This window comes from Hymenobacter perfusus (assembly GCF_003944765.1).
Lineage (GTDB): Bacteria > Bacteroidota > Bacteroidia > Cytophagales > Hymenobacteraceae > Hymenobacter > Hymenobacter perfusus.
The window spans coordinates 164,562-190,623 of record NZ_RWIU01000007.1; the positions used below are offsets into that span (position 1 = coordinate 164,562).

The following is a 26,062-nucleotide window of genomic DNA, read 5'->3' on the forward strand; positions in this document are numbered from 1 at the left end:
TTTAGATTTTTAGTGTCGACTTCTTTATTAGCTGAGTCCACTCCCATTGCTTGCGTTTCCATGGGTAGCGCAGATATTTAGGAACTCCTGCCTCCGTGAAATCTGCCTTCCTGACCGAAAATTGCACTGTTCGCTTGGCTAGATAGAACTGTATATCTGTTACATCATCATGTACTGATGTTGGTGGAAGAAACCTGACAGCCTTGGGGTGGCTGCGGTTGTACGCCTCAAAATCCTGGAAAAACTTATTCCCAGCCTGAAAGGCGGCTTGATTCTGAAAGTAAAAGTTGACTACCACTGGCTTACCTGTTGTCACAGGCTGATTTTGGCAACAGTCAAGCTTTTTGGATAGTGTTTTTCCGTGGTCTTGCCAGAATAAGTAAACACTCTGTTCCTCTTCCGAGCACAAACAGCTTTTTTTGTAAGCCACGGTATTACGGTCAGGCAAAACCTCACAGCCAACGCAGCCGCTTTGGTAATACAGTATTGTGTCAATTCCAGCTTTCCTTAGTCGGCTCAAAAGAATCTTGTGCAGATTCCACATCCGATTATGCTCTGGTTGATTCTGAGCCAGATAATTATTGGTCAGAGAATCTATACTCGCTAGGTATGCTGGCTTTCCATTGGGATAAGCAGTAGACCCATATACTCTCAAATAGCTAAGGCCTGAAAGCGAAACAAGTAGTATGATGGCGCGAAAGAGCCACTTGCTCATAGGGTGCAGCATAAAGCAGTAGTTTATAATAAAACGGGAGTAAACCTATACAAAACCTAGCAAAAACGCCGTTTTTCTATACCTTCCGGCGTCTTTCCTAACTCCTCCCCCTTCCATGCTGTTTCGCTCCTTTTCCCGCCTGCCGCTGCTGGTGTTGCTGGCGGTGCTGTGCGCCTGCTCCAAGTCTGGTTCCGATGCCGGCCAGGACCCCAACGGCGAGGAAATTGATCCGTACCAGAACCTCGTGTTTCAGTTTGCCGATGCCGTGGTGACGCCTGAGCTACAGGACCGCTGGGATACGGTGCAGGTGGTCAGCTTCGAGCCGGCCGTGCGCGGCAAGTTCAAGTGGAACTCGGACCGGGAGCTGGTATTTTCGCCCAGCACGCCCTTCAAGCCCAGCACTGCCTTCAAGGCCACGCTGCGCAAGGAGGCACTGCCGGAAGCCCGGCGCAACGCCGAGCTGCCCGAAAACCGCCGGAAATTCCACACGCCCTACCTGGAGCTGCAGGAGCCACAGGCGTTCTGGGGCCGCTCCAGTCGGGCCGCCGGCACCGCCGAGATGCGCGTGGAGCTGCCCTTCAACTACGCCGTAAAGCCCGCCGACGTGAAGCCGCTGCTGCGCGTGACCCAAGACGGCCAGCCCGTGGCCTTCGAGGTCAGCGGCGAGCCGGGCGAGGTGGTGCGCGTCAGCCTTAACCAGCAGGTGCGCCCCGGCTCCCCGCTCACGGTGGCGCTGGCCCAGGGCCTACACGCCGTGGGCAGCGACCAGCCCAGCACCGCCGACTACGAGACCCAGGTAACGGTGCCCGACCCCGAGGCCCTGCAGGTAACCACCATCGAAGGCTCGCTGAAAAACGCCGACCCGGTGGTGCACATCACCACCAACCAGCCCGTGACGGCCACCGATTTGCAGAGCTACCTCAGCGTGTCGCCGCAGGTGGCCTACGAGGTGGAGGAAGTGGAAAACGGCGTGCGGCTGAAAGGCGGCTTCGAGGTGGGCCGCACCTACCAGATTGGCGTGAACCAGGGCCTGCGCGGGGCGCTGGGCGGGATGCTCGGGGAGGGCGTGACGCAGTCGGTGAGCTTCTCCGACGAGCGGCCTACCATCAGCTTCGGCAGCGCCGATAAGGCCATGTACCTCGATGCGCTGGGCTCGCGCAACCTGGGCGTGCGCATAAACGAGGTAAACCAGGTGAAGGTGACCATTGCCAAGGTGTATGCCAACAACATCCAGCAGCTGCTGCGCGGCGGCACCCAATACGGCTACCCCGAGTACGACGGCGAGGAAGGCAACGAGGAAGAAGGCGACGGCGGCGAGTACGTGGACCGCTCCTTCCAGTACTACGACGTGGAGAACCTGGGCAACGTCCTCACCGAGCGCACTTACACCGTGTCGGGGCTGCCGAAGGCGCAGGGGCTGCGGCTCCTGAACCTGAACCTGAAGGACCTGGAGTTTTCGGGCGGGCTGAAAGGACTTTACATCATCAAAGTGCAGGACACCGAGCGGCAGTGGCTGCAGGTGAGCAAGCTGGTGGCCGTGTCGGATATCGGGCTGATTGTGAAGCAGGGCAAGGCCGGCAGCACGCTGGTGTTTGCCAACTCCATCCGCAACGCCAAGCCGCTTTCCGGCGTGGAGCTGCGCTACATCAGCACCAACAACCAGGTGATGGGCACCGGCATTTCCAACGGCGACGGCGTGGCCCGCTTCGACAGCACGGCTGCCAATGGCCGCTTCCGGCTGGGCATGGTGATGGCCCAGCAGGGCAACGACTTCACCTTCCTCGACCTGAGCCGCAGCCGCGTGGAAACCTCCCGCTTCGAGGTGGGCGGCCTGCAAACCAACGCCGCCCGCTACCAGGCCTTCCTCTACGGCGACCGGGACCTGTACCGCCCCGGCGACACCATCCAGACCAACACCGTACTGCGCACCGAGGACTGGCAGTCGCCACCGAAAGGCTTGCCGGTGAAAATCCTGCTGCTGCTGCCCACCGGCAAGGAGTACGCCAGCCTGCAGAAAACCCTGAACGCAGCTGGCTCCTTCGAGGCCCGCTTCATCCTGCCCCCGGCCGTGATGACCGGCCTCTACACCCTGGAAGTGCTGACCGGCAACGACGTGCTGCTGACCTCGCGCCAGCTGTCGGTGGAGGAATTTATTCCGGACCGCATGAAGGTGACGGTGAAAGCCAGCCGCGCCGTGGTGAAGCCCGGGCAGTCGGTTTCGGCCCTGATTACGGCCCAGAACCTGTTTGGCCCGCCGGCTGCTGACCGCAAGTTCGAAGTCGAGTTTTCGCTGAAGGAAAAAGCGTTCCAGCCCAAAGGCTACGAGCAGTTCACCTTCGCCATCAACAGCGGCGAGCGGCGGCGCGGCAACTACGGCGACCTAGAATCGACGCCTATTTCCGACCGTTTCGAGAAAACCACCCGCGAAGGCACCACCGACGCCGCCGGCCGCGGCACCGCCATCTACGAAGTCCCCGATTACACCGACCTCGGCACGCTGGAAGGCGCGGCCTTCACCACGGTATTCGACGAAACCGGCCGCCCCGTGAACCGCCTAGCTACGTTTGAGGTGCAGACCCAGCCGGTGCTGTTCGGCATCAAAAGCCCCGATGATTTGGTGAGCACCGGCAAGCCGCTAGCGGTGCAATTGGTGGCCCTCACGCCGGCCGGCAAGCCCACGCAGGCCCAGGCGCAGGTGTCCGTTGTGCGGATGCTTTGGGAAACTGTCATTGAGCGCCAGGGTGGCCGTTACGTGTACAACTCGCAAAAGCGCGAGGAAGTGGTGCTCAGCCGCACTATTCCGGTGTACGGGGGCAGCACTTCCGACGCCAATCTGGGCTTCTCGCCTACGTATTCCGGCGAGTATGAAATCCGGATTTCGCGGCCCGGGGCCGTGACCTACGTGGCCCGGCGCGTGTACGCCTACGGCTACGGCGACACCCAGAGCAACTCCTTCGAGGTAAACAACGAGGGCGAGGTGACCATTGAGGCCGACAAGCCCAAATACGAGCCCGGCGACGTGGCCCACCTGCTGCTGAAAACGCCCTTCCCCGGCCGCGTGCTCGTGACCGTGGAGCGGGACCGGGTGCTCGACCATTTCTACGTGACCACCGACGAGAAATCGGCCAAGGTAGACGTGCCGATTCGCGGCAACCACGTGCCGAACATCTACGTGACGGCCACCGCCATCCGCGAAATAAAGGACAACCGCCTGCCGCTCACGGTGGCCCGGGGCTTTGTGCCGCTGACGGTGGAGAAGCCCGGCGCGCGTCTGCAAGTCGCCATTAAAGCCCCCGCCCGAAGCCGCTCCCAGACTGCCCAGACCATTGAAGTGACCACCGCCCCCGGCGCGCAGGTGACGCTGGCCATGGTGGACGAGGGTATTCTGCAGATGAAGGATTACCGCACGCCTGACCCCTATGGCTACTTCTACCAGAAGCGCGCTCTGGAAGTGCAGGCCTACGACGTGTACCCCTTCCTGCTGCCCGAGCTGGGCACCAGCAGCACCGGCGGCGACGGCTACGACCTCTCGCGCCGCACCACGCCCGTGCCCAACCGCCGCGTGCGCCTGCTCGCCAAATGGAGCGGCGTGCTCACCGCCGACGCCAGCGGCAAAGTGCGCTACAAGTTGCAAATCCCGCAGTTCAGCGGGGCCATCCGCATCATGGCCGTGGCCTACAAAGGCGACGCCTTCGGCTCAGCCGAGCACACCATGCGCGTGGCCGACCCGGTAGTTATTTCAACGGCCCTCCCCCGCTTCCTCAGCCCCGGCGACACGATTGACGTGCCGGTGACGCTGACGAATACGACGGGTAAGGAAATGTGGGTTATGGTCAAGAAACAGCTCACTGGCCCTCTTGCATCAGCCGAACCCTTAATTCAAGATGGCTCTTTACCAGACAAGGTAGAACCTGCTGGATATGCTGTTAAGCTTCCTCCTAACACAGAGAAACGCATTAGCTTCCGGGTCAATGCCAAGCCATCTATTGGCACTGGTAGCGTTGCAATTACAGTTAAGAATTCAAAAACAAACGAAACCTTCACCGAAACCATCGAACTGCCTATCCGCCCCGCTTCGCCGCTGCAGAAGCGCACGGGGGCGGGCGTGGTGGCGGGCGGCGCGGCCCAGCAGCTAAACCTGCGCACCGACTTCCTGCCTTCCTCCCTGCGCAGCCAGCTGGTGGTGAGCCGCTCGCCGATGACGGAGTTTGCCAAGGACCTGCGCTACCTGCTGCAATACCCCTACGGCTGCCTGGAGCAAACCGTGTCGGCCGCCTTCCCGCAGCTGTACTACGGCGACCTGGCCGCCACCCTGGGCCAGAAAACCGGCAAAACGGGCAAAGCCGGCCTGTTCAACCCCAACTACCATGTGCAAGAAGCCATCCGCAAGGTGGAAGCCCAGCAGATGTACAACGGCAGCCTCAGCTACTGGCCCGGCGGCGACTACGACAACTGGTGGGCCACCGCCTACGCCGCCCACTTCCTGCTGGAAGCCCAGCAAGCCGGCTTCGACGTGAATAAGAACGTGCTCGACCGGGTACTCCGCTACCTGCAGGCCCGCGTCCGCAAGCGCGAAACCGACACCTACAACATCATCCAGACCGGCGGCGTGATTCAGCCCGTGACGCTGGCCAAGAAGGAAATTGCCTACTCGCTCTACGTGCTGGCTGTGGCCGGCCGCCCCGATGCCGTGGGCCTGAACTACTACAAAGCCAACCGCAAGCTACTGCCCGAAGACTCCCGCTACCTGCTGGCGGCGGCCTTCGCCCTGAGCGGCAACCAGCGCAGCTACCGCGACGCCCTGCCCACCCGCTTCGGGGTGCAGTCCATAGCCGGCCGTCAGCTCGGCGACGCCTTCTCCTCCCCCATCCGCGACGAGGCCTTAGTGCTCAATGCTCTGCTCGCCGCCGACCCGGCCAATGCCCAAGTGAACGTGCTGGCCCGCCAGCTCAGCCGCCAGGTGAAACAGGCCGGCTGGCTCAGCACCCAGGAACGCGCCTTCGCGCTGCTGGCGTTGGGCAAGCTGGCCAAGAAGAATGCCGGTAGCACCGTCACGGCCAGTCTGCTAGCCGACGGCAAGACCATCGGTAACTTCTCAGGCAAGGACCTCACGGTAAGCAACGTGGCCAACCGCCAGCTGGCCCTGCGCACCAGTGGCAAAGGCAGCCTCTACTACTTCTGGGAAACCGAGGGCATCTCACCCACCGGCCAGATCCGCGAGGAAGACGCCTACCTGCAGGTGCGCCGCCAGTTCTTGGACCGCAACGGCGCCCCCGTGGGCAGCACTAGCTTCCGCCAGAACGATTTAGTAGTGGTGAAAATCACCATTCAGTCGGCTGAGTCGGCCGGTGAAGTCAAGAACGTGGCCATCACCGACCTGCTCCCCGCCGGCCTGGAAATCGAAAACCCGCGCATCGGGGCCGTGCGTGACCTAACCTGGGCCAAAGACGCCGCCCAACCCGACTACCTCGACGTACGCGACGACCGGATCAACCTGTTCACCACTGTCACGCCCCAGCCCAAATCGTTCTACTACCTATGCCGCGCCGTCTCGAAAGGCACCTTCAAGCTCGGCCCCGTGAGTGCCGACGCTATGTACAACGCCGAGTACCACAGCTATAATGGAGCCGGCGTGGTGCGGGTGCAGTAAACAGAACGGTGTAGAGACGCAATGTTTTGTGTCTCGTCGTTGCTGATGTTGTTTGGGTAGCGCGTCACTGGGCCGTTCAACCACGTGTCACCGCATCGTTCAACGACGAGACGCAAAATATTGCGTCTCTACACCGTTTCAGTTGCTCTATACTTCACCTATGGACTCCGGGCTTTATCAGGATAAATACCGTATTGCTTCAACCCGCTGGCAAGGATACGACTACAGCCAGAACGGTGCGTATTTCATCACTATCTGCACGCAGAGCCGACGCCGGTATTTTGGGGAAATACAAGCCGGACAAGCCGTTGGGGCAGAAGCAGTATTGGCTCTCACGCCTCTGGCAGAGCGGGCCTTGGCATGTTGGCAGGAAATACCGGACCACTTTGCTTTTGCGGTACCGGACGCCTTTGTGGTGATGCCCAACCATGTACACGGCATCATATTCTTCCACAAACCGGATACAAATACTGAAGTCCCTGCCACGTTCGGCCCACAAAGCCAGAATCTGGCGGCTGTCGTGCGCGGCTTCAAAGTGGGCGTGAAGGCCCGGGCGACGCGGACTGGCGTGGAATTCATGTGGCAGCAGGGGTACTTTGACCGAGTAATCCGCAACGAAGTAGAGTTACAAAAAGCACGGGAATACATTCGCAATAATCCGTCCCAATGGTCAGCTGACCACGACAAAGCAGACGGTTTGTTCCGATAAAGGATGTAGAGACGCAATATCTTGCGTCTCGTCGTTGAACGACATCGAACCGCCCGATTTCAGACACTGGACATCAAAAAACAAACCATCTATAACAACATCAGCAACGACGAGACGCAAAATATTGCGTCTCTACATCCAATGAAACGCCGCCCCATTTACCGTATCCTGGCGGGCTTCGGCCTGTTGCTGCTGCTGCTTCTGGGGCTGGATCGGGCGTTTCCGGTGCCGCCTGCGCCTCTGTACTCGCCCATCGTGCTGGCCCAGGATGGCTCGGTGCTGCACGCATACCTCAACCCCACCCAGAAGTGGCGGATGAAAACAGAGCTGCGCGAGATTACGCCGGTGCTGCGGGCGGCCATTATTGAGAAGGAAGACCGGTGGTTTCGGTGGCATCTTGGGGTGAACCCACTGGCGCTGGTGCAGGCGGCTGGGCGCAACCTGTTCGGCACGGGGCACACCACCGGAGCCAGCACCATCACCATGCAGGTGGCCCGGCTGCTGGAGCCCAAGGAGCGCACCTTCCCGAACAAGCTGCTGGAAATGGCCCGGGCCGTGCAGCTGGAAGCCCACTATAGCAAAGACGAGATTCTGCAGTTGTACCTGAACCTGGTGCCTTACGGCGGCAACGTGGAAGGCGTGAAATCGGCCGCGCTGCTCTACTTCCAGCAGACGCCCGACTACCTCTCTTTGGCCCAGACCGTGACGCTGGCCATTATCCCGAACCGCCCGCGGGGGCTGGTGCTGGGCAAGAACAACGCGGCCGTGCTGCGGGAGCGGAACCGGTGGCTGCGGCGCTTTGGGGCGGCGGGGCTGTTCCCGAAGCAAGATGTGGAGGATGCTTTGCTGGAACCGTTGGACGTGCAGCGCCACGCCGCGCCCACCCTGGCCCCGCACCTGGCGCGGCGGCTGGTACGGCAGTTTCCACGGCAGGCCATCATTCGCAGCAGCCTCCAGCGCGCCAAACAAAGCAAGGCCGAAGACCTCACCCGCAACTACGTGCGCCGCCTGCGCGAGCTGGGCATCACGCAGGCGGCCGTGCTGGTCATCAACAACCGCACCCGGCAGGTGGAAGCCTACGTGGGCTCAGCGGATTTCCGCGACTTCGCCAGCCAGGGGCAGAACGACGGGGTGGTGGCCGTTCGCTCCCCAGGCAGCACGCTCAAGCCGTTTCTGTACGCGCTGGCCATGGACCGGGGCCTCGTCACGCCCAAGCAGCTGCTGCCCGACGTGCCCACCAACTTCCAGGGCTACCGCCCCGAGAACTTCGACAAGCACTGCAACGGCGAAGTAACGCTGGAGCGCGCCCTGGCCTACTCGCTCAACATCCCGGCTGTGCGCGTGCTCAACCAGCTGGGAGTGCCCGCCTTCACCGACAAGCTCCGCCAAGCCGGCTTCCGCAGTGTAACGCGCAACCGCGCCCAGCTGGGCCTCAGCAGCATTCTGGGCGGCTGCGGGGCCAGTCTGGAGGAGCTGACGAACCTGTACGTGACGCTGGCGGCTGAGGGAAACTATAGAGAACTAGCTTTAGTCGCCTCACCCCAACCCCTCTCCGAAAAGGAGAGGGGCTCTAGCTCTAAAAAGTCGCATGCCTCCCCCCTCTCCTTTTTCGGCGGGGAGGGCGGGGTACCCCGGCAGGCCGGCACTCAGCTCATCTCCCCTGCCGCCGCTTTCCTCACCACCGACATCCTCGCACAGCTCACCCGGCCTGACCTCCCGCTGGGGGCGGCCAGCAGCATGCGCCTGCCCAAAGTGGCCTGGAAAACCGGCACCAGCTACGGCCGCCGCGACGCTTGGAGCATCGGCTACAACCGGGAGTACACTATCGGCGTGTGGCTGGGCAACTTCAGCGGGCAGGGCAGCCCGGCCCTGACGGGGGCGGACGTGGCTACGCCGTTGCTGTTCGACCTGTTCAACGCCCTGGCTTACAACTCGCCCAACGACTGGTATGCCCCTCCGGCCGCGCTGGATTTCCGGCTGGTGTGCGCCGAAAGCGGCCTCGTGCCCGGCGAAAACTGCCCCAATCAGCTTATCGACTACTTCCTGCCCAACGTGAGCAACGGGCAACGGTGCCAGCATCAGCGCGAGGTACTGGTGTCGGAAGATGGCAGCTTTACCTATTGCCGGGCCTGTGCGCCGGCGGCCGGATACCGGCGTGCGCTGTACCCGAACCTGTTGCCTGAAGTGGCAGCCTATAAGGAAGCCCAGGGCATTCCGTACCGCCGCCTGCCGCCCCACAACCCGCAGTGCCAGCAGGTGCGCGGCGGCCGGGAGCTGGCTCCCACCATCACCTCGCCCACCGCCAACACCGAGTACGTGCTAAACCACCACGAGCAGCAGCAGCTGTTGCTCAGCTGCGCCACCGATGGCGAGGTGCGCCAGGTACATTGGTACGTGAACGACCAGTTTCTGCGCACCGCCAAAGCCACCGAGCGGGTGTTTTTCCGGCCCCAACCCGGCCCGCTTAAAATCTCCTGCGCCGACGACCACGGCCGCAACACCGATGTGCTGGTAACCGTCACGGAGCTGGAGTAGTAGCACGAACTTTGCAGTTCGCGTCCCCGCGCCGGCCGCCGGACTGGCGGCTGTTGAAGCCGACAGTCCGGTCTTCCCGTGCTGCCGTTGAGCCGGCAGGTTATATCCGCCGGGACGCCCGACCGGCGACCGGCTCGACGGCTGAAAAAAGCCGCCGGACCGGAGCAACTGTTTACCCGAACTTGAATCGCACGTACAGCATCCGCACAAACTCCGCAAAACCTTTCAGCGGGCGGCAGGTTTAACCAGCTTCCGCCTTGCAACTACCCGAAACGCGCGCCCACGCTCTTCGGCTCGCCCACCGGCTTCTACCTCTCTCTTTCGTGCAGCCTCCCCCCGGCTGCCGGTGTCCATCGGGGCATCCGCCCTGCCGCTTCTAGTGGGTTATTCAGCCCTGAACCGTCCAGTTACGTATCGGAGTAACTGCTTTTCCTTTCGTATGAAACACGTACACCAGGCGCTCCGGCTTCTGCTTGGCTTTCTGTGGCTGGCGCCCAGCGCGGCGCTTGCCCAGTCGGCCCCTCCTTCCCTGCCTGCCAATCAGGTTTTCACCCTCGATCAGTGCCTGAATGTGGCTTTGGCCAACCAGCCGGTAGTGCGGCAGGCGCGCATCGACCAGGAAATTGCGCAGGCCAACAACCAGGTGGCCCTGGCGGCCTGGCTGCCGCAGGTGGGCGTGCAGGGCACGGCGCAGCATTATTTCCAACTGCCGTTCACCATCTTCCCCGACCCCGCTACCGGCACGCTCACGCCCCGCCAGATTGGGGTGCGCAACGTGACCACCGTGGGCCTGAGCGGCACGCAGACTATTTATAACAACGACGTGTACCTGGCCGCCCGCAGCAAGCGGTTCAATAACCAGGCCGCCACCCAGAACACGGTAAACGTGAAGATTGCCACCGTCTCGGACGTGAGTAAGGGCTTCTACGACGTGCTGCTGGCCCAGCGCCAGCTGGAGGTGTTCAGTCAGGATATTGCCCGCCTCCAGCGCAACTACCGCGACGCCCGGGCCCGCTACGAAACCGGCATTGCCGACAAAACGGAGTACCTGCAGGCCGAAATTTCACTTAACAACTCCCTTACCGGCCGCAAGCAGGCCCAAGAAGCCATCAAGGCGCGCCTGGCTTACCTCAAGCAACTGATGGGCCTGCCACCCGAGCGCCCCCTGGCCCTACAATACGACACGCTGAAGCTGGAGCTGGCCGCCACCATGGACACGGCCGTGGCCCTGAACATCAGCAACCGCATCGAAATTCAGCAGCTCCAGACTCAGAAGTCGTTGCAGGATATCACGGTGGATTACTACCGGCTGGGCTTTCTGCCGTCGTTGTCGGCGTTTGGCAACTACAACTCGGTGTTCCAGAACAACTCGGCCAGCGAGCTGTACCGCACGCGCTTCCCGAACTCCTACGCCGGCCTGCAGCTCGGGCTGCCGCTGTTTACCGGCTTCCGGCGCACCCAGAATCTGCGCCGCGCCCGCCTCGAAAACACCCGCCTGGACGAGGACGTGAGCAATGTTCGCAACCAGATCAACACCGAGTACGCCACGGCGCTGGCCAACTACAAGGGCTACTACACGCAGTACATGCTGGGCAAGCGCAACCTGGAAGCCTCCAAGGAAGTGTACAACGTCATCAATCTGCAATACCGGGAAGGCATCCGCGCCTACATCGACCTTATTGTGGCCCAAACCACCCTGCGCACCTCCCAGCTCAACTACTACACGGCCCTGTTCCAGCTCCTGAGCAGCAAAGTAGACCTGCTCCGCGCCCTCGGCGAGCTGCCGACGGAGTACTAGGCCTCGTTGGAACCACGCCGGTTGAACGAGGTAGAGACGCAATATTTTGCGTTTCGTCATTGAACGGTACTCTCAGACGATTGACGTAACAACATCAGCAATGCCGAGACGCAAAATATTGCGTCTCTACACCTCCCCAGACTGCCCCTTCCGCTGCTCCTGCTTTTCATATGAAACATACCCTCCTCCGCTTTTCCTTCGCCGCCAGCCTGCTGGCGTTGGCCAGCTGCGGCAAGAAAGAAGACGAAAAAGCCGCCGGTCCGCCGCCGGCCACGCCCGTGACCCTGGTAGCCGCCCGCACCACCGACGCGGTGTACTACGATGAGTACCCAGCCACCGTGGTAGCCCTCAACAACGTGGAGCTGCGCAGTCAGGTGGCCGGGTTTATCACTCAGATCTACTTCAAGGATGGCGACCTGGTGCAGAAGGGCAAGCCGCTGTATGAGATTGACCGCCGCAAGTACCAGGCCGCCTACCAGCAGGCTTTGGCCGGCCTCCGCAGCGCCCAGGCCGTGGTGCAGAACGCCCAGGTGAACCTGAGCCGGTACCAGCGCCTGGCCCAGCAGGACGCCATTGCCAAGCAGATTGTGGACAACGCCGCCACCAGCTACGCCACCGCCCAGGCCCAGGTGGCCGAGGCCCAGGCCAACGTAGCCCTGGCCCGCACCGACCTCGACTACTCCGTAATTAACGCGCCTTTTACGGGCCGCATTGGCATTTCGCAGGTGCGGCTGGGGGCGCAGGTGAGCCCCGGCACCACGCTGCTCAACACCATCAGCGGCGAGGACCCAATGGGCGTGGACTTCGTGATTCCGGATTCTGACCTGAGTCGCTTCGCCGATTTACAGCGCCAGGGCGGCCGGGATTCTACCTTCCGCATGGTGCTGCCCGATGGCACGCGCTACCCGCAGCCCGGCAAGATGCTGGCCATTGACCGGGGCGTGGACCAGCAGACGGCCACCGTCCAGATTCGGGTGCAGTTCCCCAACCCCCAGCGGGACCTGAAGGATGGCATGAGCACCGTGCTCAATGTGCTCAACCGACAGTCGGGCCGCCGGCTGGTGGTGCCGTTTAAGGCCATTGTGGAGCAGATGGGCGAGAACTTCGTGTTCATTGCCGGCGACAGCAGCAAAGCCGTGCAGCGCAAAGTGCAGCTCGGCCCCCGCCTCCGCGACCAAATCGTGATAATGAACGGCATCAAGGACGGCGACAAAGTAGTTACCGAAGGCCTTAACCGCCTGCGCGACGGCGGCCAGATTACCACCGGCGCCCCCGCTACGGCCGGCGCCGGCGCCCCTGCCGCTGCCGCCAAGTAAGCAGCAGAACGTCATGCTTCATCTGGCGTCCGCTTGTCGAAGCATCTCTACCGCTTCGTTCGGACAATTCAATAGTCCAGGGGTTAAACCCTAGACTACGGAGCTGCTGCTCCATCATTAATTAGCCAGAGGTAGAGATGCTTCGGCAAGCTCAGCATGACCGCCTAACGCGCTGCTGAGCACTAGGCACCACGCACTAAGCACCACAACATGATTGCAGAAACCTTTATCCGGCGTCCCGTTACGGCCATTGTCACCTCTTTGGTGATTGTGCTGGTGGGCGTGCTGGCCATCCTGAACCTGCCCGTGGGGCAGTATCCGGAGATTACGCCGCCCACCGTATCGGTCAGCGGCACCTACACCGGCGCCGATGCGCAGACCGTGGAGCAGACCGTGGCCACGCCCGTGGAAGTGCAGGTAAACGGCACGCCCGGCATGACCTACCTGCAAAGCAACAGCACCAGCAACGGGCAGATGAGCATGACGGTGAACTTCGAAGTGGGCACCGACATCAACATTGCCGCCCTCGACGTGCAGAACCGCGTGGGTATTGCCCAGCCGACCCTGCCGCAGGAAGTGCAGCGTCTGGGCCTGGTGGTGCGCAAGCGGAACCCCAGCATTCTGATGCTGGTGGCCATGTACGCGCCCAAAGGCACCCACAACACCACCTTCCTCGACAACTACGCCAACGTGTTCGTGAAGGACGCGCTGTTGCGCACCAAGGGCGTAGGCGACATCGTGAGCCGCGCCGATGACTTCTCGATGCGCGTGTGGCTCAAGCCCGATAAGCTCAGCCAGCTCGGCGTGACGGCCCAGGAAGTCACGGCCGCCATTCAGGAGCAGAACGCCCAGATTGCGGCCGGCTCCATCGGCGCACCCCCGGCCCAAACCGGCCAGACGTTTGAGTACATCGTGTTCGTGAAGGGCCGCCTGACCAACACCGAGGAGTTCGGCAACGTCATCGTGAAAACCCGGCCCGCCGACGGCTCGGTGGTGTACCTCAAGGATGTGGCACGGCTGGAGCTGGGCAAGTTCAACTACGCCAACAACTCCTACGTGGACGGCAAACGCTCGGCCTACCTGCTCGTGTACCAGGCCCCCGGCGCCAACGCCCTCGAAACCTACGAAAACGTGGTGGCGACCATGGATCAGCTCAAAAAGCAGTTCCCTACAGACCTCGACTACGTGGTGCCGTTTGAGGCTGCCTCGGTGGTGAAAGTATCCATCGAGGAAGTGCTGCACACGCTGGTGGAAGCCCTGGTGCTGGTAATTATTGTGGTGTTTCTGTTCCTGCAGAGCTGGCGCTCCACGCTCATTCCGGTGCTGGCCATTCCGGTGTCTATCATCGGCACGTTCATCATGTTTATCCCGCTGGGCTTCACCATCAACACGCTCACCATGTTCGGCTTCGTGCTGGCCATCGGTATTGTGGTCGATGACGCCATTGTGGTGGTGGAAGCCGTGGAGCACAACATGAACGAGCGGGGCATGAATCCGCTGGAGGCCACGCTGGCCGCCATGCGCGAAATTTCGGCCCCGGTTATTGCCATTGCCCTGATTCTGGCGGCGGTATTCGTGCCGGTAGGCTTCATCCCGGGCATCACCGGGCGGCTGTACCAGCAGTTCGCCATCACCATTGCCATTTCGGTGATTATATCGGCTTTCGTGGCCCTGTCGCTCACGCCGGCGTTGTGCGTGCTGCTGCTCAAGCCCCACAAGCGCGACGAGAATTCGAAAGGCCTCGACAAGTTCTTCTACAAGTTCAACACCTGGTTTGATAAGGTGACCGGCAAGTACGGCGCGGGCGTGCAGCGCGGCATCAAGCACAGCCGCTTCGTGGTCGTGATTCTGGTCTGCATCATTGCGGGCACCGGGTTGCTGTTCGCCAAGAAGCCCGGCGGCTTCATCCCTACCGAGGACGAAGGCCGCATCATCATCACCTTTAACCTGCCCGAAGCCGCCTCCACCGAGCGCACCGTGAGCACCCTCAAGGGCATTATGAAGGAGCTGAGCGAGGTGAAAGGCATCCGGCATTACGCCGGTCTGGGCGGCCTGAACGCCGTCAACTTCTCCTCGAAATCGAACAGCGGCACCGTGTTCTGCCAGCTACAGCCCTGGGAAGAGCGCGAGGACAAGGAGCTGCAGCTGCAGGGCCTGATTGCCAACATCCAGAAGCGCATGAGCCGCTTCAAGGAAGCCAACGTGGTGGTGATTTCGCCGCCGGCCATTCCGGGTCTGGGCAATACCGGCGGCTTCTCGTTTGTGCTCCAGGAGCGCGAGGCGGGCGGCGACATCAAGAACTTCGATGCCCAGCTGCAAAATTTCCTGAACGCCCTGCGCAAGCGGCCCGAAATCACCGGCGCCTTCTCGTTCTTTACCGCCAACACCCCCGGCTACGAGCTGACCATTGACCGCGAAAAAGCCAAGAAGCTGGGCGTGTCCATCTCCGATATCGGTACCGCGCTGCGCACCTACCTGGGCTCCGCCTACGTGAACGACTTCACGGTGTACGGCCGCAACTTCCGCGTCGTAACCCAGGCCGACAGCATGTACCGCGGTGACATCAGCAACCTGGGCCAATACTACGTGCGCAACAGCAGCGGCGGCATGGTGCCCCTGAGCACGCTCACCAGCTACAAGCGCAACGAGTCGGCCCCACTCATCTCGCACTACAACCTGTTCCGCTCGGCCGAAATCAACGGCAACGCCGCCCCCGGCTACTCCTCCGGCGACGCCATCAAGGCCCTGCAGGAAACGGCGGCCGAGTCGTTGCCGGCCGGCTACGGCTTCGAGTTTTCGGGCCTGACCCGCGAGGAGCAGCTGGCTGGCGGGCAGACGGTGTACATCTTCGCCCTGTCGCTCACGTTCGTATTCCTGTTTTTGGCAGCGTTGTATGAAAGCTGGTCGGTGCCGTTTTCGGTGCTGCTGGCCGTGCCGCTGGGCGCGTTCGGCGCTATTCTGGCCCTGATTTTCCTGCCCAAGCTCACCAACAACGTCTACGCCCAGATTGGCCTGATTACGCTGATCGGCTTGTCGGCCAAAAACGCCATTCTGATTATCGAGTTTGCCAAGGAACGGGTGGATAAAGGTATGCCGCTGGTAGATGCTACCCTGGAAGCCGTGCGCCTGCGTCTGCGTCCCATCATCATGACCTCCCTGGCCTTTATTCTGGGCGTGCTGCCGCTGGTATTCGCCTCCGGTGCCGGTGCCCAGAGCCGCCAGACCATCGGCTGGACGGTGCTCGGCGGCATGATTTCGGCCACGCTGCTGGCCATCTTCATCGTGCCGGTGCTCTACGTGCTCATCACCCGCTTCGCCTACGGCAAGGAGAAACTGGCCGAGCTGGAAGCCAACTACAAACCCGACGAAGAGCACGGCGGCCCCAAAGAAGCCGGCCCCGGCGAAGGCGACCATTCGGCCCAGCCGCAACCGGCGTAATCTGTTTCTGGTCCGGTCCGGCGGCTTTTTCAGCCGTCGGACCGGTCGAAGTAAGAACAATCTGGTTGGACAACCTCATAACAACATCAGCATACAACGACCGGCCCGACGGCTGAAAAAGCCGCCGGACCGGAGCCGTTCCGCAACTTACCTACCAAGCCCCGACAGCCCCCGCTGTCGGGGCTTTTTCGTGCCCGGTGTAGAAACGCGTATTCGCGTCTCGTCGTTGAACGACCCGGCACCACGCAACCCCAGCATATTTAGCAAATCCAGTGTATACACGTATCTTAATATTGGATGACTACGAACGGTCCATACAAACAACCTCAGCAATGACAAGACGCGAATACGCGTTTCTAAAGGCATTACAGCCTGCTTCACCACACATAGTATACAACTAAATTATTTAGTCATTCATCTCTGAATTGACATTCATTTTATACTAACATAATTAGTATTTGCCAAAATCATTCGCTTACTTGGCATCGTAATCAACTGCCAATGTTATGACTGATTTTGCTTATGCCTATGCCCGGCCGTCGGTGCTGGAAACAGGGCCTGAGGGCCAGGCCCTGCTGTTATCGGCCTTTGCCGAGGATGCTGCCGAGACGGCAGGAACCGCCTGCTTTTTCCGGGGCCGCCTGCGCGACTCGTGGCTGGCGGCGCGGGGCCTGAGCACCCTGGCCAAGGTGGTGGCCGCTCGCTTCGTGCCCCAGAGCGCCGTGCTGCGCGACCCCATTGTAACGGCCGGGGCCGGACAGCTGCGATTCGAGGCGTTTTCGTCGTGCAACGGCGTGTACGCTCGCCTCGATTTGGGCCCCGAGGCGCTGGACGGCGAGTTTCTGTGCAGCGGCACCACCAACGTCGACTTCAACGAGCCGATGGTGAATGCCCTGGCCCGCATTTCGCGCACCGAGCCGGTGCTGCTGTCGGTGGGCGAGCAGGAAGTGGTGCTGGAGCGGGCCGCAGGGCGCGTGACTGAGCGCAAAGTGGCGCTGCCGGAACGCTGGATCAAGGGCCTGACCACCGTGCAAGGCTACCTGGCCCAGATGGAGGAAAAGCTGCGCCTCACCCGCCTGCAGGCCGTGCAGCTGGTGCAGAGCCTGCCCGCCGGCACCGCCCGCACCGATTTTTTCCTGGTGCTGCGCGGCCCCCGGCCCAGCTTCGCGGCCGTAGCCAGTCCCGGCGCGGTGCGGGTGGGCGGCGTGCACCGGCTGCGGCTGCTGGAAGGTTTGTTGCCGCTGTGTGAGGCTTTGCGCGTGTATGCCGCCCCCAACGGGCAGGCGGCCGCCTTCGTGCTGGAGCTGGGCGGCGGGCAGCAGTTTGTGCTGGCGTTGTCGGCGGATGCGTGGCGCGGATTTTCGGGCGAGGGCAACCAACTGGAAGCCCTGGTGGACGAGCTGCCCGCCGAGTGGGTGGCCGGGGCCAACGCTTTGTTCCGGGGCAACGAAACCTTCAACCCCACCCTGTTTGCCCTGGAGCACGGCCTCGCCCCCGATACCGTGGACCGCCTCTGCGCCAGCCTCTCGGCCATGGGCCTACTGGGCTTCGACCTGCTCGAAAACCAGTATTTCTACCGCCGCCTGCCCTTCAAGACCCAGCGCATCCTGAGCCTCAACCCACGCCTGAAAAACGCCCGCGCCCTGCTCACGGCCGCCGATGATGTGCAGCTGGTGAGCATCGGGGCCGAGGGCCGCACTGAGGCGCGGGTGCGCGGCACCGGCGTGTGGTACACCGTGCTGGTGGGCGGCCCCGAGCCGGCTCGCTGCACCTGCCCCTGGTACAGCGGCCACCAGGGCCAGCGCGGCCCCTGCAAGCACGTGCTGGCGGCCCAGCTGCGCTTCTTGAAGTAAGCCCGCCCCCTTTCCCCCTTCTCTTCTGGTGTGGTTGATTTCCGACCGGCCCGGGCCTCTGCACAGGGGGCTCGTGGCGGGCCGCCGGGACCCTCTGCGCCTTATTTATCGCCCTTTCCGTCGTTTTACTGCCTCTTTTCCAGCTCCTTTCCTATGTCTGCTTCCGTTGTTGAGACTTTCGAGTACATCATTCGCCACCAGGCCACGCCCGCGCTGGTAGAGTTCCTGCTGCACCTGCCCAAAACCGAGGTGGTAGCCGTGCGCCAGCAAACCAAACGCCTGCGCCGGGAACTGGAAGACTTCCGGCAGCAGCCTGATGGAAACTGGGGCCGGGCCGGCACCGACGAGCAGCGGTTTATGCTGCAGCTGGCAGGCCTGCACACATACTCGCGAAAGGAAGCCCTGAGCCCCAACTTTCAACTCTGGGGCATAGAGTCAGCGCAGATGCCTCACTTCTGGGCCGTGGTGGAGCATGCTCGTCCCGATTGGCTGGGCGACTTTTTCCGGCAGTGGTCGGACCGGAATGCTTGGAGCCGGCCGGCCTACCAGCTGCTGCGCGAGCTGGAGCGGCGGCAGCTGCTGGCCTATGAGCCCCGGCTGTTTGCCGGCTCCGTACCGGCCCTGCTGCAGGAGTGGGCCACGGAAATCAGTCAGCAAAATCCCATTCCGAACGATGCCCTGGCCGTGGTAACCGCCCGCCTCGCCGCCGACCCCAAGCTGCTGACCCGCGACCTGCCGCTGGTGTTCGATTTTGATACGGCCGTGGACAGCTTTCAGGCGCGGGTGCAGCAACCGATGCCCAGCAACTGGCGGCGGTTGGCCCAGCCCCTCACCTGGCAGAGCTGGCAGGAGCAGCATCCGCCCCAGGAGCTGCGCTGGCTGGATGTCTTCCGTAGCTTGGCTACTCAAAGCCACCTGGTGCGGCCCGAGCTGCTCAACCGCTGCCTGCTCGCGCTGCGCCGCGACTTCCGCCGGCCGCTGCTCACTTGGTTCCGGACGCTGTTCCTGGCTCTGCATCCTACCCCCGAGGAGCGCCTGACCCGGCAGACGGAACTGGTGGATCTGCTGGCGCACCCGCTGCCGCTGGTGGTGAACTTCGCCCTCGAACAGCTAAAAGACCTGTGGCAACACCCCGAATTTGCCGCCGCCCCGCTCCTGCTCTACGCCGAAGGTCTGCTGACGCGCCAGGACGTGCGCGCCGGCCTGCGCACCCTGCTCGGGGGCCTGGAAAAGCTACTCCGCCGCGACCCCGCCTTGGCTCCCGCGCTGGCGACCCTCGCCACCACCGCTCTGGCCAACGCCGATGCGGCCGTGCAGGAGCGCGCCGCCCGCCTGCTGCATACAATTCTGGGAGCCCGGAAACCGCTCCTCTCGGCTACCGAAGCGGCTGACCTTACTGCCAACCTCTGCCTGTATACTGAATTACTGACGCCTCCCGCCCGCCTGGTACTGGCTCCCTATCTGCCAGCCAGTGAGGGGCTGGTTGCTGAAGCCGAACACTACGCGCCCCGCAGTGGCTTCGGACCCGATATTTCGGCCGCAACGGCCCTAGAGCCGGTGCGCGACTGGCACGAGCTGCTGTTTCTGACGGGCCAGGTACTGCGGCAGAACGAGCCGATGGAGGTGGAACGCTGGCTCGATGGGCTGCTGCACCTGCGTGGTCAGTTCCCCGCCGATTATACCCGGCAGTTGCACCCGTATCTGGTGCAGGCGTTGCCGTGGCAGCTGAAGGGAAAATCGGAGGAAGAAACCCGGACTTTCCTGCTCAGCTATGCTTTCGAAGCCAGCAATAACGGCCGCCGGGAGCTGCTGCTGGCGTTACTCATCAGCTGGTACCTGGGCTTTCCGCGCCTGCTGGTGGCGCAGGTGCCGCTGCGGCCCCAGCAGTACAGCCGCCCCGACCCGCTGCTGCACCTGGAGCAGCAGCGGCTGGCCGCTGCCGAAGCCGCGCTGCAACAGGGCCGTACGTTGCCACTGCTGAGCACACCCAGCCACGCCCCGCACTGGGTAGCCGCTTCGGTGCTGATGCGGCGGCTACTTGACTATGAGGAAGCCGGCCAGGAGCCCAACGCCGCCGACCTCACCCTGGCGCTGGCCCGCACGGCCGTAGCCGCCCCCGCCGATGTAGCCGAGGCCCGCCGGCTGCTACCCCTGTTCCGCCACCCCGAGTTGCGCCGCCTGCTCCAGTCGTTTCTGGGGCCGGAGCCCACGGCCTGGCAGATGCCCTCCTTTACCCGCCCGCCCCTGGAAAAGCGGCTGACCGAACGGCTGAGTCAGCTGATTCCGTTTCTGCGCCGCCCGGCCGCCGAGCTGGCCCCGGCCCTGACGGAGGCTCTGCCCTGGCTGTGGGCCGTGGCCGCTCGTACCCGTCAACTTCACGCCGAACTGCCCGCGTTGCAGGCGTTGGGCACCTATCCCGGGCTGGCTCAGCCCTGGCAGCCTACCTGGGCCCTGACCAAAAAGTCGCACACGTACGCGCAGACCTGGAATAAGGCCCAGCCAACCGTCACGCACACCTGGCAGGAGCTGGAAGTACAGGTTGTCATCCCGCAACGGCCCCTGCCTTCGGGCCTGCTGCTGTACTCCCTGCACGCCTCCTCCGACAGCCGGCACCGCTACGCCCTTTGGCCGCTGAGCACCGAGCTACCGTTTCTGCTCAGTTTGCTGCCTAACCAGCCCGATACACTGCTCTGGCACGTAGTACACACGGCAGGCCGAACCGCCGACAAGGATGCTACCGGTCAGTTGGCATTGCAGGCGGCCCTTACCACCCTGCTGAATCCCGGGCCGGTATTCACGGAGCCGGCTACGCTACTGCTGGCGTTGGGCCTCACGCATGGCGATGCGCCGTGCCGGGCCCTGGCGCTGGAGGTGCTGCTGGCGGCCATTGCGCAGCAGCGGGTGGTAGCAGATGCGTTGGGCCTTACGCTGGGCCGGTTGCTGGCTGCCGAATTTGTGCCCGTAGCCCGTCTGGCCGAAGCGTTGGGGCAAACCCGCGCCATCAGCGGCCCCACCGATGATGCCGTGCGTCAGCTGCTGGAAGCGCTGCTACCCCAGTTGCCTGCCGTACCGCTCCGCAATACTCGCAAGCTCATCGAAGCCTACGCCGACCTGCTGGCCCGCCACCGCCGCATTGCCCCGGAAGTGGTGCAGCAACAGCTGCATACCTGGAGCAGCTCAGCCACGTTGAAAAAAGCGTCGGCTACCCTCACCGCCGCGTAATTTTGGACTGCTGCCCGCCGCGTGGTGAAACGGGACTGCCCGGAACCAAGGCTTTTGCTCTCCGGATTTATTGGTTTCTTCACCCATGCTCTCCTCTCAAACCCAACCCGTTCTGCCGCTGCACGCCGGCCTTATCCCCAAATCCCGACCGAGCAGCGTGACGGAAGTAGTAGAGCAGCAGGCAAATGGCAGCCTCCGCATTTCCAATGTGGTGCAGCCCACGCTTACCGTATTCAGACCAGCCCGACCCAACGGCACGGCCATCATCATCTGTCCCGGCGGCGGCTATGCCCGCCTGGCCATCGACCACGAGGGTTACGACGTGGCCCGGCAGCTCACCGAATGGGGCGTTACGGCCTTTGTGCTGAAATACCGCCTGCCCGATGATGCCAGCCAAACCGATAAATCGGTGGTGCCGCTGCTGGATGCGCAGCAGGCATTGCGGCTGGTGCGGCAGCGGGCCACCGGGTTTGGGGTGCAGCCGGGCCAGGTGGGACTCATGGGCTTCTCGGCGGGCGGCCACCTGGCGGCCACGGCCGGCACCCGGTTCACCGGAGCCACTGACGACACCCAGGCCGGCACCTCCCTGCGGCCCGACTTTCTGGTGCTGCTCTATCCGGTTATCAGCTTCACCGATAACCTCACGCACGCGGGCTCCCGCAACCGCCTCCTCGGTGAAAAGCCGACGACTGAGCAAATTGAGCATTTTTCTACCGAACTGCACGTAACACCTCAGACGCCGCCCGCCTTCCTGATACACGCCCAGGACGATGCGGCGGTGGACGTGCGCAACAGCCTGCGCTTCTACGAGGCGTGCGTGCAACAGCACGTTCCCGCCGAGATGCACCTGTATCCCAGGGGTGGCCACGGCTTCGGCATGCACAACCCCACCACCCCCGACCAGTGGATGGACCGCCTGCGCAACTGGCTGGCGGCCGGCGGCTGGCTGCGCTAAATTAATTCTTCCCAGGTAGCTTCCCGGCCCGTCCACCATACCTCGGTGCCGGGCGATACCGGCTCGGCGTCTTCCTGGGTGAGCAGCAGGGCGCGGATGGCCGGCTCGCCGGGACGGGTGAGTTCTTCCAGGCTGGCAGTGGCGGTGTGCCGCTCCCCGTCGGGTTGCAGGAGCGTAAGCCGCAAAGTGGTGTGCAAAGCAAACGACTGGAGTTCCGGCCCCGGATTTTCGGGTAAAAGCAGTAAGCCCAGGCCGGGCAGGAAAAAACTTTTAGAGACCCGGAACAACAGTTTTTCTTCCATCGACTTCTATCCGTTTAAACGTCCGCAACAAGTAAATCAGCGCTATTTTCGCCTAACCGGCCACATGCTTCTGGCCGGGCCGGAAACGCTACCGCCGAGCTAAACCCGGAGCCGCTTCCACCCGTATTGGCATGGTGCTTGTAAACCTGAGTTCAGGGCCACCACACAACCGGCCCACTGAACCTAACATTCTCTCGACATGAAAAAGGTAAGTTTGCTTCTCGCCCTCGTGATGTTCTTTTCCACCATCGCCAGCAGCTTCGCCCAGGACCGTAAGGTAAGCTCCAGTGCCAAAGGTGCCATTATTGGTGGCCTGGGTGGTGCCGCCGCTGGTGCTCTCATCAACAAGAAAAACCGCGTGGTAGGTGGTGCCGTAGGTGGTGCCGCCGGTGGGGGCCTGGGCTATGCCATCGGCCGCAACGCCGATAACAAGCGCCGCGCCGAAGCTGCCCGCGTAGCCGCCGCCCGTCAGGCTGAGGCCCGCCGCGCCGCCGCTTACCGCACCGGTATTGCCCAAGGCCGTAGCCAGGCCGCTGCCCGCGCCGCCTCAGTAGCCGCCGCCCCCGCCGCTCCGGCCATGATGAGCAGCTTCTCGGCTCCCGGCGCGGCTCCTGCCTCGCTGGCCATGAGCTCGGCCTATCTGCCTAACACTGCTTACGGTGCCCGCGACGAGGCGTATCCAACTTCGGAGGTACGTCGCAAGAGCTGGTAGTCCTGTATTTGCCGTAGCTTCAAAGCCCAGGCCTCCGGGCCTGGGCTTTCTGTTTCGTTTCTTTGTGCTGTTCCGCTTTCACCTAACTTTTGTTTCCATGAAACCCATTTTTGGTTTTCTGCTCGCCGGTACGCTACTGGCCTCCTGCTCCGCACCCAAGGCCGACGAAGCCGCCGCTGCCGTCAACGTGCAAACCCTCAATCAGCAATTCGTAGGGGCTTGGAATGCCAAGAACACCGCCCAGCTTGATACGCTGCTGGCCGATGACGTGCAGTACGCTCAGGGCGCCACGCGTTTCAACGGCAAATCGGAAGTAGCCGACAAGTGGGTGCGCGCTACTATGGGCACCATTGCTGATCTAAAGCTCTACACCACCTCTTCCGGCACCGATGCAACCACGGCCTACGAGGCCGGTACGTTCTCCACGGAAGTAATGCCCGAAGGCCCTGGCCAGCCCGCTGGTGAAGGCGAAGGCAACTTCATTCTGCTCTGGAAGAAGAACAAGAAAAATGCCTGGAAGCTCAGCTACGTGCAGCTCGAAGGCCTCCCCGTGAAGATTAAATAGCTCCGGCTCCCACTTCCCGAACATACCACGGCCCCGATAACTGCGTAGTTGCCGGGGCCGTGGTGCGTTTGAGCGGTTCAGGCTTCGGTGGCCTGCGGGTATTCTTCCCCATCATACACCGGCGCCATGTTTTCTTCCTCTTCTGCGGTGAACAAGCGGGAGCGAATGAGAAACCGAACGCCCAGCGGGATTTCCAGCGAAAAGCTGGCCCCCCGGCCCTTCACCACATCCACCGTAAGCTGGGTGTGCTTCCAGTACGCAAACTGCGCGGCGCTCATAAAGAAGTCGCAGCCGTGAATCCGGCCCAGCCACACGTCGTTCGTGCCCACCCGGAATTCGCCCTTGGCAAAGCACATGGGCGAGGAACCGTCGCAGCAGCCGCCACTCTGGTGAAACATAAGTGGGCCGTGCTCGTCGCGGAGCAGGTCGATGGTGGCCTCGGCGGCGGGCGTGACCAGCACGCGGGCGGTGGGTTCGGTAGGCATGGGCAAGGCTTTTGAAATGAACAGAACGTCATGTCTCATCTGGCATCCGCTTGCCAGATGAGACATGACGTTCTTATTTTAGCACAGTTGCGATATGGCCTAAAAGAAGCCCAGTTTCTGCTGGCTGTAAGAAATCAGCATGTTCTTGTTCTGGCGGTAGTGCGCGAGCATCATCTTGTGGTTCTCGCGGCCGAAACCGGACGCCTTATAGCCGCCGAAAGGCGCACCGGCGGGGTAATCGTGGTAGCAGTTCACCCACACGCGGCCGGCCTGAATGGCGCGGGGCACTTCGTACAGTTCGTGCGCGTCGCGGGTCCAGACGCCGGCCCCGAGGCCGTAGAGCGTGTCGTTGGCAATTTCCAAGGCTTCTTCCACCGTTTTGAAGGTGGTTACTGACAGCACCGGCCCGAAGATTTCTTCCTGGAAGATGCGCATCTTGTTGTGGCCCCGGAACATGGTGGGCTGAATGTAGTAGCCCTCGGCCAAGGCGCCGTCCTGCTGCGAGTAGGCCTCACCGCCGCAGAGCACCTCCGCCCCTTCGGCCTTCCCTATTTCCAGGTAGCTCAGGATTTTCTCGAACTGGTCATTACTGGCCTGGGCGCCCATCATGGTTTCCATATCGAGCGGGTTGCCCAGCTTGATGGCCTTCACGCGGGCAATTACCCGCTCGATGAACTCGTCGTAGATGTCCTCCTGCACCAGCATGCGCGAGGGGCAGGTGCAGATTTCACCCTGGTTCAAGGCAAACATGGCCGCGCCTTCCAGAGCTTTGTCGAGGAAGTCGTCATCGGCATCCATCACCGATTTGAAGAAGATGTTCGGCGACTTGCCGCCCAGCTCCATTGTCACCGGAATCAGGTTTTCGGCGGCGTACTGCATAATCAGGCGGCCCGTGGTGGTTTCGCCGGTGAAGGAGGCCTTCTGAATGCGTGGCGACGAGGCCAGCGGCTTGCCGGCTTCCAGCCCAAAGCCGTTCACCACGTTAAGCACGCCGCCGGGCAGCACATCCTGAATCAGTTCCATGAGAACCATAATGGAGGCGGGCGTCTGCTCGGCGGGCTTCATCACCACGCAGCAGCCGGCGGCCAGGGCCGGGGCCAGCTTCCAGGTAGCCATCAGCAGCGGGAAGTTCCAGGGAATAATCTGGCCCACCACGCCCAGCGGCTCCTGAATATTGAGCGACAAGGTAGTGGCGTTCAGCTCGGTGGCCGAGCCTTCCTCAGCCCGAATGACGCTGGCGAAGTAGCGGAAATGGTCCACGCACAGCGGCAGGTCGGCCAGGGTGGTTTCGCGGATGGGCTTGCCGTTTTCCACGCACTCCACGGCGGCCAGGTGCGGGAGGTTCTGCTCGATGATGTCGGCAATTTTGAGCAGCATGTTGCTGCGCTCCGTGGCCGAGGTTTTTTTCCAGGTTTTAAAGGCTTCGTGGGCCGCGTCGAGGGCCAGGTCGATGTCTTCCTTCGAGCTGCGGGCTACTTTGCAGAATGCCTGCCCGTCGATGGGCGAAATATTCTCGAAGTACTGGCCTTTTACCGGGGCTACCCATTTGCCCCCGATGAAGTTATCGTAGTGGGATTTGAATTTGGGGCGTTCGACGAGCGTGGTGGGTTTTTCGAGCGTTTCCATTCGGGAGTAGAATTAGTGGGTTAATCCGATACCACAAGCTAGAGGCTGATTGCCACGAAACAGGTATCTTATCGTCGCAATAAAAGCCACTTATTCTCGCAAAAAGTAAACACTCACTCACCTTTTGCTGCAACTCTGCCCTAGCTCAGCGGGTTGTAGCCATGTCACCAGACGGGCCGGA

Annotated in this window: 15 protein-coding genes; 11 read left to right on the top strand and 4 right to left on the bottom strand. The window is 62.2% G+C overall.

Annotated features, from left to right (window positions below; translation table 11 throughout):
* Nucleotide 1: 1 nt before the first annotated feature.
* Nucleotides 2-727, bottom strand: a complete 726-nt coding sequence (locus tag EI293_RS18490) for a hypothetical protein (protein ID WP_125440031.1) — start codon at nt 725-727, stop codon at nt 2-4.
* Nucleotides 728-830: 103 nt separating this feature from the next.
* Here EI293_RS18490 and EI293_RS18495 point away from each other — a divergent pair, with 103 nt between their 5' ends.
* From EI293_RS18495 to EI293_RS18535, 9 genes are all read left to right on the top strand, one after another.
* Entirely contained in the window at nt 831-6,365 is a 5,535-nt protein-coding gene (locus EI293_RS18495; protein ID WP_125440032.1) for an alpha-2-macroglobulin family protein, read from the top strand.
* Nucleotides 6,366-6,525: 160 nt separating this feature from the next.
* On the top strand, nt 6,526-7,074 hold the full coding sequence (locus EI293_RS18500; protein ID WP_125440033.1) for a transposase: 549 nt from the start codon (nt 6,526-6,528) through the stop codon (nt 7,072-7,074).
* Nucleotides 7,075-7,215: 141 nt separating this feature from the next.
* The gene (pbpC, locus tag EI293_RS18505) at nt 7,216-9,609 is read left to right on the top strand and encodes a penicillin-binding protein 1C (protein ID WP_125440034.1); all 2,394 of its coding nucleotides are present in this window, start codon (nt 7,216-7,218) and stop codon (nt 9,607-9,609) included.
* Nucleotides 9,610-10,048: 439 nt separating this feature from the next.
* Nucleotides 10,049-11,407 (top strand): TolC family protein, encoded by a 1,359-nt coding sequence (locus tag EI293_RS18510; RefSeq protein ID WP_125440035.1) that lies wholly within the window; start codon nt 10,049-10,051, stop codon nt 11,405-11,407.
* Between the two features lie 170 nt (nt 11,408-11,577).
* The gene (locus EI293_RS18515) at nt 11,578-12,723 is read left to right on the top strand and encodes an efflux RND transporter periplasmic adaptor subunit (protein WP_125440036.1); all 1,146 of its coding nucleotides are present in this window, start codon (nt 11,578-11,580) and stop codon (nt 12,721-12,723) included.
* Nucleotides 12,724-12,933: 210 nt separating this feature from the next.
* On the top strand, nt 12,934-16,161 hold the full coding sequence (locus EI293_RS18520; RefSeq protein ID WP_125440037.1) for an efflux RND transporter permease subunit: 3,228 nt from the start codon (nt 12,934-12,936) through the stop codon (nt 16,159-16,161).
* Between the two features lie 506 nt (nt 16,162-16,667).
* Entirely contained in the window at nt 16,668-18,014 is a 1,347-nt protein-coding gene (locus EI293_RS18525) for an SWIM zinc finger family protein (protein WP_125440038.1), read from the top strand.
* Nucleotides 18,015-18,167: 153 nt separating this feature from the next.
* Nucleotides 18,168-21,236: a DUF6493 family protein gene (locus EI293_RS18530; protein ID WP_125440039.1), complete on the top strand. Its 3,069-nt coding sequence runs from the start codon at nt 18,168-18,170 to the stop codon at nt 21,234-21,236.
* Nucleotides 21,237-21,321: 85 nt separating this feature from the next.
* Nucleotides 21,322-22,191, top strand: a complete 870-nt coding sequence (locus tag EI293_RS18535) for an alpha/beta hydrolase (protein ID WP_125440040.1) — start codon at nt 21,322-21,324, stop codon at nt 22,189-22,191.
* Here the strand turns inward: EI293_RS18535 and EI293_RS18540 are convergent.
* A complete protein-coding gene (locus EI293_RS18540; RefSeq protein WP_125440041.1) occupies nt 22,188-22,388 on the bottom strand; it encodes a hypothetical protein in 201 nt (66 codons plus the stop codon). The genes EI293_RS18535 and EI293_RS18540 overlap by 4 nt on opposite strands.
* 304 nt (nt 22,389-22,692) lie before the next feature.
* Between EI293_RS18540 and EI293_RS18545 the strand changes: the two genes are divergently transcribed.
* Both EI293_RS18545 and EI293_RS18550 read left to right on the top strand, forming a co-directional pair.
* The gene (locus EI293_RS18545) at nt 22,693-23,205 is read left to right on the top strand and encodes a glycine zipper 2TM domain-containing protein (RefSeq protein ID WP_125440042.1); all 513 of its coding nucleotides are present in this window, start codon (nt 22,693-22,695) and stop codon (nt 23,203-23,205) included.
* 97 nt (nt 23,206-23,302) lie between these two features.
* Nucleotides 23,303-23,770: a nuclear transport factor 2 family protein gene (locus tag EI293_RS18550; protein WP_125440043.1), complete on the top strand. Its 468-nt coding sequence runs from the start codon at nt 23,303-23,305 to the stop codon at nt 23,768-23,770.
* A gap of 77 nt (nt 23,771-23,847) precedes the next feature.
* Here the strand turns inward: EI293_RS18550 and EI293_RS18555 are convergent, their stop codons facing one another.
* Both EI293_RS18555 and EI293_RS18560 read right to left on the bottom strand, forming a co-directional pair.
* Nucleotides 23,848-24,255, bottom strand: a complete 408-nt coding sequence (locus tag EI293_RS18555) for a DUF779 domain-containing protein (RefSeq protein ID WP_125440044.1) — start codon at nt 24,253-24,255, stop codon at nt 23,848-23,850.
* A gap of 99 nt (nt 24,256-24,354) precedes the next feature.
* Nucleotides 24,355-25,881, bottom strand: a complete 1,527-nt coding sequence (locus EI293_RS18560) for an aldehyde dehydrogenase family protein (protein WP_125440045.1) — start codon at nt 25,879-25,881, stop codon at nt 24,355-24,357.
* Between the last annotated feature and the right edge of the window lie 181 nt (nt 25,882-26,062).